At 62.3% G+C, this 17,388-nt stretch carries 14 protein-coding genes; 10 read left to right on the top strand and 4 right to left on the bottom strand.

What is annotated here, in order from left to right; genetic code table 11:
- Nucleotides 1-23: 23 nt before the first annotated feature.
- From V5E97_RS09265 to V5E97_RS09280, 4 genes are read left to right on the top strand one after another with little or no spacing between them, the layout of a single operon-like run.
- Nucleotides 24-839 carry an aldolase/citrate lyase family protein gene (locus V5E97_RS09265; RefSeq protein WP_406699038.1) on the top strand — a complete coding sequence of 272 codons (816 nt, stop codon included), beginning with the start codon at nt 24-26 and terminating at the stop codon, nt 837-839.
- The gene (locus V5E97_RS09270; RefSeq protein ID WP_406699039.1) at nt 832-1,503 is read left to right on the top strand and encodes an SDR family NAD(P)-dependent oxidoreductase; all 672 of its coding nucleotides are present in this window, start codon (nt 832-834) and stop codon (nt 1,501-1,503) included. The genes V5E97_RS09265 and V5E97_RS09270 overlap by 8 nt, the downstream gene beginning before the upstream one ends.
- 15 nt (nt 1,504-1,518) lie before the next feature.
- Entirely contained in the window at nt 1,519-2,601 is a 1,083-nt protein-coding gene (locus V5E97_RS09275; RefSeq protein ID WP_406699040.1) for an AroB-related putative sugar phosphate phospholyase (cyclizing), read from the top strand.
- Nucleotides 2,602-2,654: 53 nt separating this feature from the next.
- Nucleotides 2,655-3,734 (top strand): lysylphosphatidylglycerol synthase transmembrane domain-containing protein, encoded by a 1,080-nt coding sequence (locus V5E97_RS09280; RefSeq protein ID WP_406699041.1) that lies wholly within the window; start codon nt 2,655-2,657, stop codon nt 3,732-3,734.
- Here the strand turns inward: V5E97_RS09280 and V5E97_RS09285 are convergent.
- A complete protein-coding gene (locus tag V5E97_RS09285) occupies nt 3,729-4,430 on the bottom strand; it encodes a D-glycero-alpha-D-manno-heptose-1,7-bisphosphate 7-phosphatase (RefSeq protein ID WP_406699042.1) in 702 nt (233 codons plus the stop codon). The two genes, V5E97_RS09280 and V5E97_RS09285, sit on opposite strands and share 6 nt — an antisense overlap.
- Before the next feature lie 780 nt (nt 4,431-5,210).
- Between V5E97_RS09285 and V5E97_RS09290 the strand changes: the two genes are divergently transcribed.
- The 3 genes from V5E97_RS09290 (at nt 5,211) to V5E97_RS09300 (ending at nt 8,510) form a co-directional block, all read left to right on the top strand.
- The gene (locus V5E97_RS09290; RefSeq protein ID WP_406699043.1) at nt 5,211-6,608 is read left to right on the top strand and encodes an FHA domain-containing protein; all 1,398 of its coding nucleotides are present in this window, start codon (nt 5,211-5,213) and stop codon (nt 6,606-6,608) included.
- A 453-nt stretch (nt 6,609-7,061) separates the two neighbouring features.
- Entirely contained in the window at nt 7,062-7,523 is a 462-nt protein-coding gene (locus V5E97_RS09295) for a hypothetical protein (protein ID WP_406699044.1), read from the top strand.
- A 324-nt stretch (nt 7,524-7,847) separates the two neighbouring features.
- The gene (locus V5E97_RS09300) at nt 7,848-8,510 is read left to right on the top strand and encodes a sigma-70 family RNA polymerase sigma factor (protein WP_406699045.1); all 663 of its coding nucleotides are present in this window, start codon (nt 7,848-7,850) and stop codon (nt 8,508-8,510) included.
- Between the two features lie 114 nt (nt 8,511-8,624).
- On the opposite strand, the gene V5E97_RS09305 is transcribed toward V5E97_RS09300, so the two are convergent.
- Nucleotides 8,625-10,379 carry a tetratricopeptide repeat protein gene (locus tag V5E97_RS09305; protein ID WP_406699046.1) on the bottom strand — a complete coding sequence of 585 codons (1,755 nt, stop codon included), beginning with the start codon at nt 10,377-10,379 and terminating at the stop codon, nt 8,625-8,627.
- Nucleotides 10,380-10,456: 77 nt separating this feature from the next.
- Nucleotides 10,457-11,410 carry a hypothetical protein gene (locus V5E97_RS09310; RefSeq protein WP_406699047.1) on the bottom strand — a complete coding sequence of 318 codons (954 nt, stop codon included), beginning with the start codon at nt 11,408-11,410 and terminating at the stop codon, nt 10,457-10,459.
- A 573-nt stretch (nt 11,411-11,983) separates the two neighbouring features.
- On the opposite strand from V5E97_RS09310, the gene V5E97_RS09315 reads away from it, so the two are divergent.
- Entirely contained in the window at nt 11,984-12,346 is a 363-nt protein-coding gene (locus tag V5E97_RS09315) for an ArsR/SmtB family transcription factor (protein ID WP_406699048.1), read from the top strand.
- Between the two features lie 1,401 nt (nt 12,347-13,747).
- On the top strand, nt 13,748-14,095 hold the full coding sequence (locus tag V5E97_RS09320; protein WP_406699049.1) for a hypothetical protein: 348 nt from the start codon (nt 13,748-13,750) through the stop codon (nt 14,093-14,095).
- 92 nt (nt 14,096-14,187) lie between these two features.
- Here the strand turns inward: V5E97_RS09320 and V5E97_RS09325 are convergent, their stop codons facing one another.
- Nucleotides 14,188-14,868 (bottom strand): hypothetical protein, encoded by a 681-nt coding sequence (locus tag V5E97_RS09325; protein ID WP_406699050.1) that lies wholly within the window; start codon nt 14,866-14,868, stop codon nt 14,188-14,190.
- Between the two features lie 352 nt (nt 14,869-15,220).
- Here V5E97_RS09325 and V5E97_RS09330 point away from each other — a divergent pair, with 352 nt between their 5' ends.
- Nucleotides 15,221-17,386: a redoxin domain-containing protein gene (locus V5E97_RS09330; RefSeq protein WP_406699051.1), complete on the top strand. Its 2,166-nt coding sequence runs from the start codon at nt 15,221-15,223 to the stop codon at nt 17,384-17,386.
- Nucleotides 17,387-17,388 lie beyond the last annotated feature (2 nt).

Here is a 17,388-nt window from a genome sequence, read left to right on the forward strand (position 1 = left end):
TCGCTTCCTATTTGGAGAGCCGGATGAATTCGCTGGAAAAGCAGATGATCGAGCGGTTGGTGGAGCTCAGGGAGCGGTATCACGTCACCGGGGTGAAGGCTGAGTTCGAGGCCGAGGGGACCCGCATGGAAGAGGCCATGCGTTTGAAAGACGTCAGCGCCCAGGCCGGTGTGGGCATGAACATCAAGATCGGCGGCTGCGAAGCGCTGAAGGACATGTTCGACGCCATCAGCCTCGGCGTCGAACGGATCATCGCCCCGATGGTCGAGACGCCTTACGCACTCCAGAAGTTTCTCGGGGCGGCGAAGCTGGCGTTCGGCGACGACCATGAAGTCGAGCTTCTGATCAACATCGAGACCTTGACCTCGGTCGAGAACTTCGAGGCGATGCTCCGGATTCCCCAGATTGACCGCCTCCACGGCGTTGTGATCGGGCGGGTCGATCTATCGGGGTCGATGAGCCTGGGACGCGATCAGATCAACAGCGACGAGATCCTCAAGCTGTCGCTTCAAGTGGCCAAGCTGGCCAAGGAGGCGGGGAAGTCGGTGGTTGTCGGCGGCGGCGTCTCCGCGCATTCGCTTCCGTTCTTTCGCGATTTCCCCGAAGGGCACCTCGATCGCTTCGAGACCCGCAAGGTTATCTTCAGTTGCCCCGGGGCGCTGGCGAATCCGGAAGAGGCGTTTCTCAAGGCGGTCGAGTTCGAGCTGCTCTGGCTCCGCAACAAGAAAGCCTACTACGGTGCAATCCACCGTGAGGATGACGGCCGGCTCGCCATGATGGAGAAGCGCTACCAGGAATCCATCAACCTGGTGAACAAGAATCGGCCAGGCCATGCATAAGCATAAGGCTCTTGTCACGGGCGGATCGCGGGGCATCGGCGCGGAGATCGCGATCTCGCTGCGGCGCGATGGGGTCGAGGTGATCGCGCCGTCGCGATCGGAGCTCGACCTGCTCGATCCCGCCTCGATCGACCAGTACATCGAGATCCACCGCGAGGATGGCGTCGATATCCTGATCAACAACGCGGGGATCAATCCCATTGCCGCGCTCGAGGACGTGACGGCGGAAGACTGGGCCCGAACGTTGCAAGTCAATCTGACGGCGCCGTTCCGGTTGATCCAGGGGTTCAGCCCGGGAATGAAATCGGCAGGGTGGGGCAGGGTGGTCAACATCAGCTCGATCTGGGCCGTGGCCTCGAAGCCGGGGCGTGCTCCTTATTCGTCGACCAAGTCGGGGCTCAGCGGCCTGACTCGGACGACGGCTTTGGAACTCGCGCCTCACGGCGTCCTGGTCAACGCGGTGTGCCCGGGGTACGTCGAGACCGAGCTCACCCGCGCCAACAATACGCCGGAGCAGCTCGAGGTGATTCGAGGCACCATTCCCTTGGGGCGGCTCGCGCAGCCCGAGGAAATCGCCCGGTTCGTCGCGTTCCTCAGCTCGCCGGCCAATACCTATTTGGTCGGGCAATCCCTCGTGATCGACGGCGGTTTCACCTGCCAGTGAAGTGAGGACGGGACCATGCTCGAGGTGTTGAGTAGTTCAGGCAGTTATCGGGTTGAAGCGGTGGGAACGGTCGCCGAGGCGATTGAATCGGCCCTCCAGGCCTCAGCCGGCGCCGCGTTTGTTCTGGCCGACGCGACGGTGGTCTCGCTCCACCCCGACGCCTTCCGGCAAGCCGTCGACCCGAGCCGACTCTTCGTGATCGAGGCCTCGGAAGAGGCCAAGTCGTACTCCTCGCTCGAGCCGATCATCGAGTCGTTGATCCAGGCCGGGATCAAACGAAACTCCACCTTGATCGTGGTCGGGGGCGGGGTCCTTCAGGATATCGGCTGCTTCATCGCGTCGGTCTTGTTCCGGGGCATCGCCTGGTCGCTGGTGCCGTCGACGCTACTCGCTCAGTGCGACAGTTGCATCGGGAGCAAGAGCTCGATCAATGTCGGCCGGTTCAAGAATCAGCTCGGCACGTTCCACGCGCCGAAGCAGGTTTACCTCGTGTTTGACCTGCTTCGGACTCTCCCCCACGATGAGATTCGCTCGGGGATGGGGGAAATTATCAAGCTCCATCTGGTCGCCGGGGAGAACGAACTGGCGAGGTTGAAAACCCATCTCGCCCACTACGCGGAGACCGGGGAAGGGCTCGGCCAACTCGTCTGGGACGCCTTGCGGATCAAGAAAGCGTTCATCGAGCAGGACGAGTTCGACACCGGGAAGCGGAACTTGCTGAACTACGGCCATACCTTTGGCCATGCGTATGAGTCGGCGACTCAGTATGGCATTCCCCATGGGATTGCCGTGTCGCTCGGCATTTCGACGGCCACTTTCTTCTCTGAGCAACTTGCCCTGGCTCCGGCGGGGGCCGCCGATGCGATCGACGAACTCTTAAAACCCTGGTATCAGCCTTATGAAAGCGTCTTGTGTGGCGCCGATCGAGAGGCTGTCTTCGCGGCGATGAAGCTGGACAAGAAGAATACAGGGGCTGCGGTCACCTGCATTTTGACCCGAGGTCCCGGCCTGATGGAGAAGGTCGCGCTCGATGCGAATGCCCAGGTCGCTGACCTCCTGGCCCAATACTACAAGCGGATCGCCGCCTCCGCCGGCTGACATTTCTCTTTGGCTAGGCGGGCCGCCTGTGTTGCGGGAAGGAGATTCACGCCTTGATTGACGACGCAATCCTCGGGCTGGGGCCGGCATTACGATCCGCTGAGAGTTCCGGCCGGGCTCCGAGGGCGAAACGTGGGGGACTGAAGCGGTTCTTGCGGATTGCCTCGTACGGGCTCGGGTTCGGTCTGCTGGGTTGGTCGCTCTGGAGGAATCAGGCCTCGGTTCAGGAGGTGATCGGGCGAAGGCCCAACCTGCGTTATCTGGCGGCGGCCTTTGCGCTGGGGGAAATCGCCTTGCTGAGCACCTTTGCCCGCTGGTATCTGCTGGCACGCGCCCAGGGGGTGCCACTGACCCTGCGCCAGGCCGTTCAGATCGGTTTTCTTGGCCATGCGTCCGAGTTGATCGTGCCCGGTCAACTCGGGGGGGACGTGGTCAAGGTGGCCACCTTCTGCCGAGGGCAGGATCGCAGGAGGGCGCCCGTGATCGCGTCGGTCATGTTCGACCGGATCACGGGGGTTTTCGGCATGTTCCTGCTAGTCAGCCTGATGGGGACGCTCCAATGGTCAACGGGGACCGTCGCCGTTCGAAGGCTGATCGAGGTCGTCTGGGTGGTCACAGGCGCGGGGGTGCTCGGGTTCGCTGCGTTGTTCCTGCCGGCCACCGCTGTCCTCTTGCGACGGATTCTGGGGGAGGGGAGGCTGCAAGTGAAACTGGCGGCCCTATGGGATGCGGCGGCGGCGTATCGAGACCAGCCAATGGCCGTGGCCGCGGCCCTGGCGATGTCCATGACCAGCCATTCGATCTATGCCTTCTCGTTTTATGCGGTGATCTGTGCTCTGTTCCCGATCAGACCACCCTTGGGCACCAGCCTCGTGGTCATTCCCCTGACCCTGTTGACGGCCATCGCGCCACTGCCGTTTGGGGCGCTCGGGGTCGGTGAGGAAGTCAGTGGCGAGTTGTTCCGCCTGATCGGCCATTCCATCGGGACCCCGGCGATGCTCGGCGCTCGGTGCGTGGGCCTGGGGCTGAGTGGCGTCAGCGTTCTCGTCTCACTGACGTTCTCGCACTCGAACCCCGGGCTGAGCGTGGGGCCTCCTCGTGCCGGGGAGAGCGCGGGGCCGGCCCCGTCATGATGGGCTGAGAGGCCGGGCTGCCGGATTGTCGGAGGTCGCTGATGGTGACATCGCGTCGAAACCGAGGATCAGGTCGGCGGCGGCGGGCAGGTCCGCCGTGACATGGTAGGCGTTGGCCGTTTCCTTCTCCGCCTCGTCGAGGCCCTTGCCGGTTTGCACGAGGATACTGCCGCGACAGCCGGCGTTGACCCCTGCCAGAATATCGCTGAGCATATCCCCAATCATCCATGACGCGTCGAGATCGAGCCCGAGCGCAGCGGTCGCCCTGAAGAGCATCCCGGGACCTGGCTTGCGGTCGATGTGCTCGATCAGGCTCCGGTCGTCGCTCCCGGGAGTTTCGGGGCAGAACTCGATGGCGTCCACGGCGGTTCCCGCGGCGGCGAGCTGTCGGTTCATCTCGTCGTGGATCAGGTCGAGCTGACCTTCGGTGATCATCCCTCGGCCGATTGCCGACTGGTTCGTGACCACCACGCAAGCGAAGCCGGCGGCCCGGAGCCGGCCGATCGCCTCGGCCGCGCCTGGCAAGAGGCGGACCTTGAGGACGTCGGACAGATAGTGGACGTGCTCGATAATCGTCCCGTCGCGGTCGAGGAAGACGGCCGGTTTCCCTCCTGGGACCGTGGGTCGCTCGAACCGGACTGCGCCCTGTGACGCTGGGATGTTCTGTTGGGCCTTCGGGGCTTGCTCGCCGGTCACCAGATGATCTCCCTCTCATCTTTCCTTTTGCGAATTCTCCCTCGGCTGTTCTGGTCCGGGACGCCCCATGGAAACGCTGCGGGATCGCCGTTGTGATCGAGCATTCCGTTCCGAAAAGCAGGGAGCCGAATCGTACCATCCGATTTCCCGAGCGGTAAAGAGCGGCCGGGCATTGGGGAGCATGTCACCCACGACCTGCGTCGATTGGCCACCGGTTTCGTCGTCAGCCCGAGACGTTCCCGAAGTGGCCACTGGGCCATTTGCTCAACCTACCTGCGCTGACGCGTGGATGTCGGGGAGTTGCGATTCATGGCAGGCTCTTGTAAAACTGAGTCAGAGATGATCTCGACTGACGGTGGCCCTGGTCGTGATGCCGATTCTGCGACAACCGGGGCAACACGCGACTGGCCCTCTTGAAACGGGGATGGGAGCTCGTTGGCGGATTCTCTCGGTGACGCGATGGAATTGCGAATTATTGGGTTTGGAACGTGGTTTGCATGGATGCGTTCTGCTCGCGGTCGGGCCAATTCGGCTCCGATACGTGGCACTTCGGGGCGGGATCCAGGTGTACGGAGTGGGGGGATCATGGCGTTGGGAGCACGCCGGAATTCGAGTGAGACCTCCTCGCCGGCCCTTGTGTGAGATTTTACGCGTTACAATAGATCGTCCGTTGGGACGTTGTTGGGTCCATTGGGATCCGAGTCGGTTTGTGAGGAGAGCGTCCGACGCGATTTCCTCGTTATGCCTGAGGACAGGCGCTTCTGTCGCCAGGAGGAGTTGGTGAACCCGACTTCGATCGACACCCACTCGACGTTCTCCGAGTCGTGCGGCGCGGGCTCATTGCAATTGAACGTCCTCAACGACGACGGCAGTCTAGGGACGCCACGGACTTTCGATCAGCCTTTCTTGGTCGTTGGCCGCAGCCCCGACGCCGACCTGAGGCTCGACCGCGAGCAGGTGAGCTCACGGCATTGCTATTTGCAGATCATCGGGGGACGCCTTGTCTCCATCGACCTGGACAGCCAAGGGGGCGTCTTCATCGATGGGGAGCTCCAGCGGTTCGGTTGGGTCACCCCCGCAAGTCGGCTTCAAATTGGCCCGGTGGCGTTCCGCCTTCAGGGGCAGGCGGGGGACGATCACGGTGGCGACGGGGGGGGATTGCGATTGCATCCGCTCTCGGCCCAGTATTCGCGAAAGTTGCCATCAGCCGTTCTGGAGATCGACGGCGTTGTGGGGCACACCTATGGGTGGCGGATGAGCCGAGCCCTCGCCCTGATCGGACGCTCGACCGCCTGCCAGGTTCGGCTGATGAACCCGTCGATCTCGAAATTTCACGCCGCCTTGGTCCGGACCCCCGCGGGCCTCTGGATTGTCGATCTGCTCTCCCGTGAAGGGGTCGAGGTCGACGGGACCTACGTGCGTGCCGCGCGGCTCGAAGAGGGATCGGTCTGCCAACTGGGATCATTCACGCTTCGGCTTTGTGCCGGGACGCTTGCCCCAGCCCCGCCGCACCGGTCCGATCGGCCTCGGTCATCACCGACTCCGGCGATTCCGCAGATCGCGAATTCCGCGGGGCGATCCGTACACCTGGCGACGCCCACCTCAGGGGAGACACCGGTTCCCCTGGCATCGGCCTGGTTGGCGAGCCCCGCCGGGGATGAATTGGCCCACCATCCCACCTGGAATTCGCGAGAGCCGGGACACGATCCCTCTCAGCAAGCGATGATGATGCTGGCGCAGATGCTGGGCACGATGCATCGCGATCACATGAACCTGGTCAAGGACGAACTGGCCGAGATCCGTCGGCTCGCCGAGGAAATGCACGCCTTGCGCGTCGAGATCAGTCAAGGGCCTGCGACGGCTCTCGCCCCGGTTCCTCAAGAGGCTTCACCTGCGCCCGCACCTGCCGCAGGGGCGGTATTGCCCGCGCCGGCCCGCAAGTCGGTGGCCGCGGACGCCGCTCGGAACGCGGGCAAGGTGAGTCCGGAGCCTGCCAGAGGTGAAGTCGCCAGCGTCCCACGTGATCCCAAGGAGTGCCTGGCGATCGCCAGCCAGTTTCTCGCCACTTACGAACGAAAACAGGAAGGGCACTGGTCACGGATCCTCCGCGCCCTTACCGGAGCATCGCGGGACCAGGAACCGGGGCGGGGACCACTTGAGCAAGCTCCGCTGGGGTGACTGCCGGGGGCAACGGGTCGGTTGTTCTCATTCCCGAAGCGATGCCAGTTCTCCGATCCCCCCCCCCCTATTTCTGAGATGGCCCAGGAAAGTCTCTTTGTCATCATCTCGGGATTGGTAAGAAAGTGTGAGAACTTAAGTTCTCGGGAATGTTCCGAAAAGCCCACAGAAAACCTTTGTCAGATGCTTGACAGAACACTATGAAGGTGTAAAATTTCCAAGTCATGGGAGATTGGGAAGGTTCGCTCATCACTGGCAAGCTGCAGAAGATTGCCGGCCTGTCGCAACCTTAACGATTTCTCGGTCGGTGCGGAGTAAGAAGGCCGGTGGGTCGATCGGACAAGAGGCTTGATTCTCACCTTTGGTTCGACGATAAATGAGACGATCGACCTGAGGTTGGTGAACCACTCAATCCGGCTTGACGAAACGATCACTTTCTGTAGGAGGCTGCCGATGACTGTTTCTCGCAAAGTCTTGAGCTTGGCTGTCCTCGTTGGAGGGTGGTCGATCCTGTCTCCCACCTTCGCCGAGGCGAGGACTCGCCCCAATGCAAAGAACCAGGCGCTTCGCGCCATGGTCCGTGCACGACAGACTCAGGACCTGAGCCCGGACTTGGGCTTTGGCTCGGTTCCCCTGCCGCTCAATCAGAGGCAGGTCAATCAGTTCCTCAATAACTATTTCAGGAACCCCAATCCCCCGATCTCCGCGTCCTTGCGGGCCAACCCGTTCTCGGCTGAAGCGAACTCCCGTCGGGCCTTCGCCCTGGAAGTTTTCCGCCAGCGCGCTCTTTTGAAGGTCAGCAGCGTCGCGGGGGGCGTCTTCTTTACGCCGCCGGTAGGGACCCCCTACTTCCCGTTGGCCGCGAACAACTTCCTGAATCGCCTGCCCATCTTCCGGGTCCTTGGCATTTTCTAAGCTTGAGCCAAGCGAATCGGTTTTGAATTTGTGGGGGGATGGTGTGGCTTTATTGCCGTGCCATCCCTTCCTTATTTTACCCGCTCGAGTGGCCAGAGTGATTTCGTTGGGTTCGGCCTTCAATTCTCTTTCATTGCGTCGGCACGCCTCTCAATTGCATGCGAAGGAATTCCATTGACTTAACCGTTCGGCGAGCGTCTTGTATGATTAAACAGAATCGGCCCCTCCCTTTGGAGGTAATTAAACATGGATGAGTTGGTAGGCCCGGGGAGTGTTGGATTTCACCTTCGCGCCGAGCGGCGAATTTTTGGCCAATGAGAATGGATGGCGTTGGGGGGTGTGATGGACAACGAGAAGTCGTACGAAATCAAGGTGATGATTGATCTCTCCGTCGAATCCTTGCTGGAGGATGCGCGGGGCGGTGCTCCGAATTCGTTGGGGAACGCCCTCGAGGCCTTCCGGCCGTACCTGGTCCGAATCGCCACGAACGAGTTAGCCCCCGATCTTCGCCCCAAGGGGGATGTTTCGGACCTGGTGCAGGAGACGTTTCTCGAGGCGGCACGCGACTTCGGGAATTTCACCGGCCGGACTGGTTCCGAATGGCAGTCGTGGTTGCGGCAGATTTTTATCAACAACCTGAGACTTCTGGTTCGCACTTATCGGAAGACCATCAAGCGAAATGTCAGTGTGGAGGTTTCCCTTGACCAGGTGAAGGCCGCGGGAATCCATGATCGGAGCCTGGTCCTCAGTGGATCCTCGCCGAGTTCCGTGATGATGAAGAAGGAACTGGGTGAGGAGCTTCAGGAGGCGCTGACGCAGCTCTCCGAGCGGGATCGCCAGTTACTGAGCATGAGGTTCCGAGAGCAATGCACCTTCGAGGAGATGGGACGACGGATGGGGTACTCGCCGGTCGCTGCGCGGAAGGCGTTGCGGAAGGCGGTCGCCCGTGTGCGGGAACAGGTCGACTTCTCTTCGATGGCGGGCTAGAGAACGTCACGGCCGGGTAAGAACGCCGCCGGACCGGCCCCCTTGTCAGCACAAGTAGGGGAGCGGTCCGAACGGCCAGGCCGAGCGTGTGTGTTCGATGATGAACCAGTCGGCTCAGTTTCCAGGTGATGGGGAGCTCGTCCCCATGCTCTTGATGTGCTCGGACGCCAGTCGGGCCGTGGGGGTTTTCGGATAGACCTTCACGATCTGCTGGAAGTAGCTCAACGCCAGCGTGCGCTTACCCGCTGCCTCGATCTCACGAGCTTGCTTCATCACCGAGGCCGCGCGAACCTCTTGGGCGTCGACTTGTAACTTTTCGGTGAGGCCCTTGATCCGTTCGATCGCGATCCGGCTCTCCCGCGACCCTGGATGTGTGCGTTCGAGGGTCCGATACGCCACGAGGGCTTCGACGGTCTTGCCGGCCGTATCCCGCGCTCGGGCTCCGGTGAGCATTTCCGGAGCGGAGAGTGGCTTCGCCGGAGCCGACACGACTCCCCTCGCTGGATTCGAAAGCATTCGCCGGTCGATCTGAGACGAAATTCCGGTCGTTTGCGCTCGGGGCGACGACACCGCCGGGGGCCGGCCGGCCGATGATTCCCGCACGATCGCACGTGACGCGATATCGGGCTCGGGTAACGGCGTCAGCGGGAGCGAGAGCTGAGCGGGAGCTGCCGGAGGTTCTGGCGAGGCCGAAGCAAGGGTTGGTTGCGCCAGGCTCGCTGGCCGAGACGAGGGAGAGGAGTCTGCCAACGCGGGCGGCTCGACGCCCGGGATCACTCGCCGGGAAGTCTCCGCCGTCAGAATATCGACATGTGACTTTGGCGACGGGGCCGAAGATGAAGAGACGTCTTGAGCAGGGGCCGCCGACTCGAGTCCCACGGGTTCGGGCAGTGACGAGGCTTCGGGGAGCGTTGACGGGGCAACCGCTGAAATCCCTGCCGTTTCTTGGATGGGCTTGGTGGGGACGTCCGGGGTTTCGAGCTCGATTCGGGCCGGCGCGGGAGCGGGAGGTTCTGGGAGTTTGGCCGCTTCTTGCTTCGAGGTAAGATCGTCCGGGATTTCGAGCTCGATTCGGGCCGGCACGGGAACCGGGGGTTCCGGGCGTTTGGCTGCTTCTCGCTTCGAGGTAAGATCGTCCGGGGTTTCGAGCTCGATTCGGGCCGGCGCGGGAGCGGGAGGTTCCGGGCGTTTGGCTGCTTCTTGCTTCGCGGCAAGAACATCCGGGGTTTCGAGCTCGATTAGGGCGGGAGCGGCAGCGGGAGCAGGAGCCGGGGGTTCCGGGAGTTTGGCCGCTTCTTGCTCCGTGGCGGGAACATTCGCGGTGTCGAATAGGACCTGGGTCGGTGCTGAACCAGGGGCGATCGACTTGGCTGCTTTATCACCGTCCGCGGCCCCATGGGGCACGGGCGGTGCCACCAGGCGAGTGATATGGAAGTCGAGGGTGTAGAGTGTCTGGCCTTGGAACGGGCCGGAAAGCACCCGGATCGCGAAGTAGGTGCATTTTAGCGGTGCCCCATCTTTGCCCCCCTCAACCTCGACCGTCTCGACGGACAACAATTGAACGTCGGTTTTCGGCGTCAGGTGAACGATCTTCGCCTCGATGGACGGATCATTGGCCTCCTCACCTTGATCATCCGTGGCAAACATGCTTTTGATAAAGTTGCGGCAATTCTCACTCGTGGTGGCACACCAGAGGTCGAACGGGATCTTCTCGGAATCGAGCGAGTAAAGTACCGCACGATCGCCGACCTTCGGCAAGTAATCCGGGTCGGGAATCAAGTTTGCGGCCTTTGCCACGGGAGTGGGCTCGCCCCCGATCAGCAGGACCGGGCAGAGAAGCACAACCAGTATCCCCATTATCCTGTGCATATTTGCCTCGGAGCCATTGGCCTTTGTGTGCTGGCCTAGTGGGTGTGAATCGCTGCGATCCAACTGGTGCGTGCCGATCATTTCAAGCGAAGTCGCTGGTGGTTTTCGGCTTTTTCGATCGACGAGCCCGGGAGGGGTTGGTTCAACCGGGGGAGCGGAGGCAAGTCGGCAAAATTGACGGTGGGCTCGAGCTTGCCCCGGGACGTGTTAGGGGCCGCGCTGCGGGCTACTGTCGGCATCGTGACTGGCCGAGACGTAGGCTTTGGCTTGGGGACGACCGTGGTCACGTCCGGGTTCGGCGGCGTTGTCGTTGTGGTGGTGGTGGATGACGTTGCCTTGGCCTTTGGAGTCGGGGAGCGCCGGTCCCGGGCCTGTTTCGGCTGGAAGATGAGGTAAGGCTGTGGCGATCGCGTCAGGGGGCCTGGCAGACGCACCGGGACTGGCTCGTTCGTGGCCAGCAAGGTCGGCTTGCGGCGATCGCTTTGCGCCACTTGTTTGGGGCCTTGGGGCCGCCCCGAGTTTGCCAGGCCGCGCTTTGGCGAAAAGAAGATCAGCCTGGGTTGGGCCGGTGCAAGCGGGAGTCCTTCGGTGGCGCCCTCAACGCCCACGACCGCCGGCTTCGAATTTGCACCGGAAGCTGGAGCCGGGGGAACCTGTCTGGCCACGGAGGCGGGCTTCTGGGCGGCGCTCTTCTTCCCCGGTGTGAAGAAAAGGTAGGACCTGGTGGGCGGGCCGGCGGACAGGGTGGGGGCGGGGGTGGCTCGAGCGACCGCCGCCGCCGTTGGGCGTTGTGGAGCGCGTCTGTCACCGGGAAAAAAGAGATAGGCCTGACGCGATCTGGGGGCCGCGACAACCGGAACGGAAGCGTCCGCCCGGGCTGGCTCGGGGCTTGCTTGGGCTCCGCCCGGTTCCCCAGCGCGGGCTGGTGCCGTTCCGAGTATCCCGGCCATGAGCCAGGCTCCCGTCATACCGGCCAGGGCAAGCCGGTGCACTCGAAAAATCAAGGCGTGACGGGGCACCGTCGCTCCCATTGAACGTCTCCTGACGCTGAGCTTCTCGCACGAGCCCGCTTGAACATCGGGAGTCGCGCAGTGAGCAAATCCTGCCGCTATGATCGGAACAGTCGGCCTTAAGAGTTGAGTGGAGACTTTCCAGATGGACGTGAACTTTGCAATCAATCGCCCACTCGGCTGGCTTCGGTCGGAGCTTGACAGTTTCTTGGTTTTTCTCGGATCGACCGGTCTGGCCACTTTGGATTTGCACCAGTTTTCGCTGGGCCCAGCCCGCAAACGCGCTGGTAGAACCTTGCATGTACGAGGTAAAACTCATAATAAAAGTGCAGCAATCCATTGACTTTTGAAAAAAAGGATCGTGTTATCTGACGAGGTCATGATAGATTGAGGTTTCACGCAAGTTGAATCCTCGGCCTGACGCTCTGTGAACGTCGGGTCAGGGGGCAAGTTTGCGGGCATCCATTGCCAGCGTTCTGATTTCGATGATGTGGGAGTGATCTGTGATTGGGCCTCGAACCTTGAGCTGGATCCAAAGCGGAGGCGTCTCCGCCGTCTCGCCGAGGTCGAGGCACGAACAGGGAGGCATCTGAGATGGCTACGACTGATACTCGTGCGGAAGTTCTGATTCCAAGCGCTCGTTCAGCGGCCGCGAAAGCTCGGGTTAAAAAAGATGCCGAGCAGCGGTTCAAGCGGGCGCAGCGGGCCTCGATTCTCCTGAAGCACGTCAGCGATGCGACCCGCCTTCAGGTCATCTTGCTCCTCGCCGAGGGGGAGCGCCATGTTGGTGACCTGAGCGAATCCTTGAACCAGAGTCAGCCCGCGGTGAGCCACCACCTTGCCCTGATGCGTCACGGGGGAATCGTGGTCCCGCGCCGTCAGGGGAAGAATAACTACTATAGCCTGACGGATTCAGGGGAAATCCTGGCCAAGGTCGTTCAGGCTATGACCTCTTGAATGAGTTCTTGGGTGAATTGATGCTGTCAACTACGACGCCGGGAGCAGCCGCTCGCGGTTTTGAGCACGGACGCTCGCCTCGAGCGGCCGATTGACTGAAAAGGGCCTCGATTCGGGTCACTGGACGAAGAGGCCGATTCGATCACGACCTTCTGACGATTAAAATTCCCCCCCTCCTTGATTTGTTTTGCGGCAGCATCTCCGCTCCACGTTTGTCTCGGTTGTCGGTCTGAACCAACCCGCCTGGGGTCACTTCAAGTTCTCGATAAGCCTCAGCGATCGCTTGTCTCGTTCGATCCCTCCCCGCTCTCCGAGCATCAAGCTGCCGGCCCCAGCATGGGAGTCGAGCAGGGCTATCGGCTGCTCCTGAGGACCAGAGTCTCGATGCGCCAGGAGCGGATCGGGTTGCCTTGAGGTGGCTCTCATCCTGGTTTTCGAGACGGTCGCCTGGGGACCGTCCGCGCTCTGTATTGTCAGAGGTGGGCGGTACGCCGACGATTCTCCAAAAAAAGGAGGGCCACGATGCACCTTTATGGCCGACAGGCTGGGTCATGGTTCCGGCGCCCGAACTCACATCCGCACCGCCTCGGCGATCGATGCAAGTGAACGTGAGATTGGCCCGCGCGGACAGTGCCCGTTAGATCGAGGTCGGTTGGTTCGTACTCTTGAGGCAGGGATCACTCGTGAGCTGTACGCTGGCGGCGGTCGGCGATCGGGGGATCCATGTTCAAGGTCTTTTTGTCGTGGTTCACCGTCCACGTCGGAATGCCTGGACCTCGGGCCCGGGAGTCCCTTCCCGGGCCCGAGGGTTTTGAAAACTCGTCCTTCCACGTTACGTAAGCTCACCATTCCGAGCGCCGACCTTGGCCCATCGATGCGAATTCGTTGCCTCACGCCCGCGTACAACAGGTGGGGGTGGTCGCCGGGTCGTAAGGGGAGGGAGTCTCGCCATTTCCGACCCTCGAAATGGGATGGGATCGATCCGTTGTGATCAATCGGGCGGGTTCCTCCGAGGCAGTGGGGACTCGGACGCCGACTCTTCGACGAATCCAAGGGGAAGCGGGGGCCTGCCGAGGTCGACGCCCTTCCTTTGGGCTTTTCTTGTTTTTTGGAACTCCCGACCAGATTCGTCGCTCTATACTCTTTGAGAAAAGTGTTTGTCGACGATCAGATGTAAGCCAGCACTCTCCCGAAGACCTGTGGGACTGTTCATAAAATCGTCGCACTCAAGCCGCTTGCTCTGGCCCCACTTTTGAGGGATCCTTGCAGTGGCTGGCAGGCAAGGACGCTCGAGGTGAGACTTCATCACGACTGGCAGAGTTCCGTCGATGCGATGACGCCGTTGCTGTGAGGGGTTGATTCTTGCGACGTCTTTGAGCCGAGCCGCCAACGGAGCTTGTTATGCCCCCGCGCCCCCACATCGTGTCGCTCAGCCGGCTTGAGCAACCGCGAGACCCTTCGACGAGCGACATCCAGATCGATCTTCGGAGCGAGACCGGTCGGCCTGTGCTGAACGCAGCTTCGGCGGACTGGAATTGGGAGGATGCGGCACGCTTGACGCTAAGGCGATGGGCCCTGATCGCTTCGATCGTTCTTGTCGAAGCGATCGTCTTCCTCGCGATCGTTTCCACCTCGTTTCAAGGGCCGGCCGATCTCTCGTCGTCCGCCGGGGTGCTCGTCAGCCTCTCGGGCCTCTTTCTCCTCCTGTCGCGGCTCCGGCGCTGGGCCACCACGCGCGTGTCGACGTAATGACCGGCGCCAGTCCTGGGCGTGGCCATTCCTCTTTGGTACGTCGAGAGCGAATCGTGCAACTCGGGCATGAAATAAATGCTACCGGCCGTTCAGCGGCCGACGCTTGGGGGCGATGGGGGGCGACGTCGGGGGGGAGTCGGGATTCCGAGGGAAAGTGACCTCACTTCGCCGATGGCGTCGGTGCGGAACGCCTCGATCGCTTGGTCCACTATGGCGTTGTAGCGCGTGACTTCCGGCCCCGGTTGGCTGGGCAAAGGGATTGCCAGCACCGCCGCTGCCAGATTGGCGGACGATCCGGCGGCGCCCGACTGCGGGGAGTATCGCGGGAGGGGGGAGCGGTTACCAGGCGGTTTGGCCGAACCTGGCCGCTTGGCCGGTGATGTGCTGAAGTTCGTCGTCAGGTTCTGAAGGTTAAGGGCCATGATCTGGGCCCGCGTGCTGACAAAGCTGGAGTAGTTGGCTCCGGCGGCGGCGGGGTTATCGCTCCCTTGAGGTGGTGTCGCCTGGCTCGACGGCCCGTCAGATGCGTTCGTGGAGCGGCCTTGCGCAGCGACCATCGCTGCTCCCAGAACGTCCGACCGAAACGAGTCGAGCTCTTGGTTGAATACCGCGACCGGCTTGAGCCGCGGAGCAGCTTGAGGACGAAACCCACGCGGAACCGCGATGCGGATTTCGCCATGCCCCGGCGCGATCGCCGTGGCGTGACTGAGAGCCAGGCGGATCTCCAGGGAATCCCAGGAGTTGGGAACGAACCTGAGAGACCTGCGCATGAACGATCACCTCCGACCCAAGGTGCGAGAACTTCTGGCTTGTTTGTTTTGTCGGTTGTAGGGGGCCGGAGGATTAGGTCCTTATGGAGATTGGTAACCGTTCACGGAGGGTCAACTGAATACTGTGTGACGTGCCGCGGGTCTGCAACGTAACACTTCCCGATATACGACGCGGTGGCGCGCCGAAGGTCCCCGTCTCGGGAGCTTCGCGACCGGCGAGGGCGATGCTGCGAATCTGCAATGCGTCGGCCCTATGTACCCTTTCGGGCATGAGCCTGCATCTCTGTTTCACAATATCGGGTCGCTGTCGGCGAACCACGGGGTAGGTCTCTTCATCCCCGAGGGCTCGCCGATGAGTTGGAATGCTCTGCGACGTTGGACACGCAACAGCCTGCTCGCCGTCGTCCTCCTGGCGGTCGTCGGGTTCCTGGCTCGGGATTACCTGTTTTTCACTTTCCTCTATCAGGGCACTCGGGCCGATTGGGAACTCAGCCAGGTTCCGAACGAGTATCAGCGCGCGCGTTCCATATTCGCCGAGCAATCCCGACGTTTGGGAGCAGCGCCGAGGGACGTCGAGCAAGCCAGGGAGCGGCTCTCAGCGAGAGAGGCCGAACTCCGAGGCCGGTGCCTGACGCTCGCAGCCGAGAATCTGGGCACAAAGGCCGAGCTGACGGCCTATTACCTCGTGGGAAACTTGTGGCCGAAGTCTCGGGAAGGAGAGCAGGCCCGCGCGAAGCTCCTGGAACTCGCGGTCACGGCGGACATGCAGCATTGGGGCAGGATGCTCGCCACCACCCCCGTCGGGCGCGTGGACGGCCTGCGGCCGCTCGGGGCCGCGCTCGTACGTCGGGTGAAAGCAAACCCGGACGATCCGTCGGCGGCCTGCGTCCTCGCGAGGGCATGCTCCTTGGTCGCCCCCGACACGGACGCCGGCGAGGCGACGCCTGAATTCGCGGAGGTCGCCGACCTGATCGCCGAACGCTACGCGACCAGCCCGGACATTGTCACCTTCGTCGAACGCATCGCCGGACTCGGCGGAGGCGGCCAGAGCCCGCCCTGGTCCCAGCCGTTCGAGCCGCATCTGCGTCGTATTCTCGCGGCCAACCACGACCGCTTCGTGCGCTGCGGGGCCAAGATGGCGCTGGCGTCGCTCGTGCAGGCATCCGGCGAGTCGAGGCAGCCCGAGGCAGAGACGCTGTACCAAGAGTTCCTGGCCGAGTTCGACGGCGAGCACGAATACCACGCTCAGGGCATCGAGAAAGTATACCGGCGGAGTGCCGAGCTGCAACTTTCGACCATCCGCTCGCACGGCCTGGGCAAGACCGCGCCGGAGATCGTTGGCGTCGACCTGGACGACCGGCCGATATCGTTGAACGACTATCATGGCAAGGTCGTGCTCGTCTCATTCTGGGCCACTTGGTGCTTCCCGTGCATGAAGATGATTCCGCACGAGAAGGAGGTTGCGGAACGCTTCAACCGGGATCGATTCGCCATCGTCGGCGTCAACAGCGACACCGACCTGCGAGCCGCCCGCGAGGCGGTAGATCGGCACGGGATCACCTGGCGGTCCTTCCGCAACGGAGACGAAGGTCCGGGTCAGATTTCCCAGCGGTGGAAAGTCGTGGGCTATCCGACTCTGTACCTGCTCGACCACGAAGGGGTCGTCCGCAAACGCTGGATCGGTAATCCGCCGCTCGACGATTTGGTGGCGTCCATCGAACGCCTTCTGTCCCGAGCGGCCGGCGGGCCGTCGCCGAAGGCCGATCCCATGATGAATCGTCGATCGACGAGTCCCCCACAGGCCGAGTACGCCAGGATCGAGGTCTCCGAGGACGCCCCCACGAATCGCGGATTCATCGGTAAGGTTCATCGCTCTCCGGACGGCCGCGAGTCGAAGTACTGCATCTTCATCCCCCGCGGCTACGAGGGCAAGTCGCCGACGCCGACGATCCTCTTCCTACACGGTTCGGGCTATGTAGGAAGCGACGGCCGCAAGCAACTGACCGGTGCCTTGGCCGACGCCATCAAGCACCACGAGGACGAGTTTCCATTCCTCACGATCTTTCCGCAATCGCAGGAAGGGGGCTGGCAGGCCGGGTCTGCCGACGGCATGCGGGCGATGGCGATCCTCGACGCCGTTTCTCTCGACTACGCCGTCGATCTCGGACGCGTTTATCTAACGGGGCTGTCGATGGGCGGCGAGGGCGTTTGGAGCCTGGCCGCCGCCCACCCGAAGCGTTGGGCGGCCATCGTCCCGATCTGCGGCGGGGGCGACCCTGGCGTGGCGCAGAAGATCAAAGACATCCCTTGCTGGTGCTTCCATGGAGATGCCGACCGCATGATCCACCCCGAACAGTCGCGCGCAATGATCAGGGCCCTGCAAGGAGCGGGCGGGCGGCCGCTGTATCACGAATATCCGGGCGTCGACCACAACTGCTGGGATCGGACCTACTCCATGCCCGACCTCTACCAATGGATGCTGGGCCAGAGGCGAGGTGAGTCGTCGCATGGAGATTGAAA

The sequence above is a fragment of the Singulisphaera photorubra genome, from assembly GCF_045290345.1.
Lineage (GTDB): Bacteria > Planctomycetota > Planctomycetia > Isosphaerales > Isosphaeraceae > Singulisphaera.

Coding starts and splice junctions, on each gene's coding strand:
- V5E97_RS09275 (WP_406699040.1), top strand. CDS start 1,519: ATGCTCGAGGTGTTGAGTAGTTCAGGCAGTTATCGGGTTGAAGCGGTG.
- V5E97_RS09300 (WP_406699045.1), top strand. CDS start 7,848: ATGGCGTTGGGGGGTGTGATGGACAACGAGAAGTCGTACGAAATCAAG.
- V5E97_RS09320 (WP_406699049.1), top strand. CDS start 13,748: ATGCCCCCGCGCCCCCACATCGTGTCGCTCAGCCGGCTTGAGCAACCG.
- V5E97_RS09305 (WP_406699046.1), bottom strand. CDS start 10,379: ATGCACAGGATAATGGGGATACTGGTTGTGCTTCTCTGCCCGGTCCTG.
- V5E97_RS09330 (WP_406699051.1), top strand. CDS start 15,221: ATGAGTTGGAATGCTCTGCGACGTTGGACACGCAACAGCCTGCTCGCC.
- V5E97_RS09295 (WP_406699044.1), top strand. CDS start 7,062: ATGACTGTTTCTCGCAAAGTCTTGAGCTTGGCTGTCCTCGTTGGAGGG.
- V5E97_RS09325 (WP_406699050.1), bottom strand. CDS start 14,868: ATGCGCAGGTCTCTCAGGTTCGTTCCCAACTCCTGGGATTCCCTGGAG.
- V5E97_RS09270 (WP_406699039.1), top strand. CDS start 832: ATGCATAAGCATAAGGCTCTTGTCACGGGCGGATCGCGGGGCATCGGC.
- V5E97_RS09265 (WP_406699038.1), top strand. CDS start 24: ATGAATTCGCTGGAAAAGCAGATGATCGAGCGGTTGGTGGAGCTCAGG.
- V5E97_RS09310 (WP_406699047.1), bottom strand. CDS start 11,410: ATGGGAGCGACGGTGCCCCGTCACGCCTTGATTTTTCGAGTGCACCGG.
- V5E97_RS09315 (WP_406699048.1), top strand. CDS start 11,984: ATGGCTACGACTGATACTCGTGCGGAAGTTCTGATTCCAAGCGCTCGT.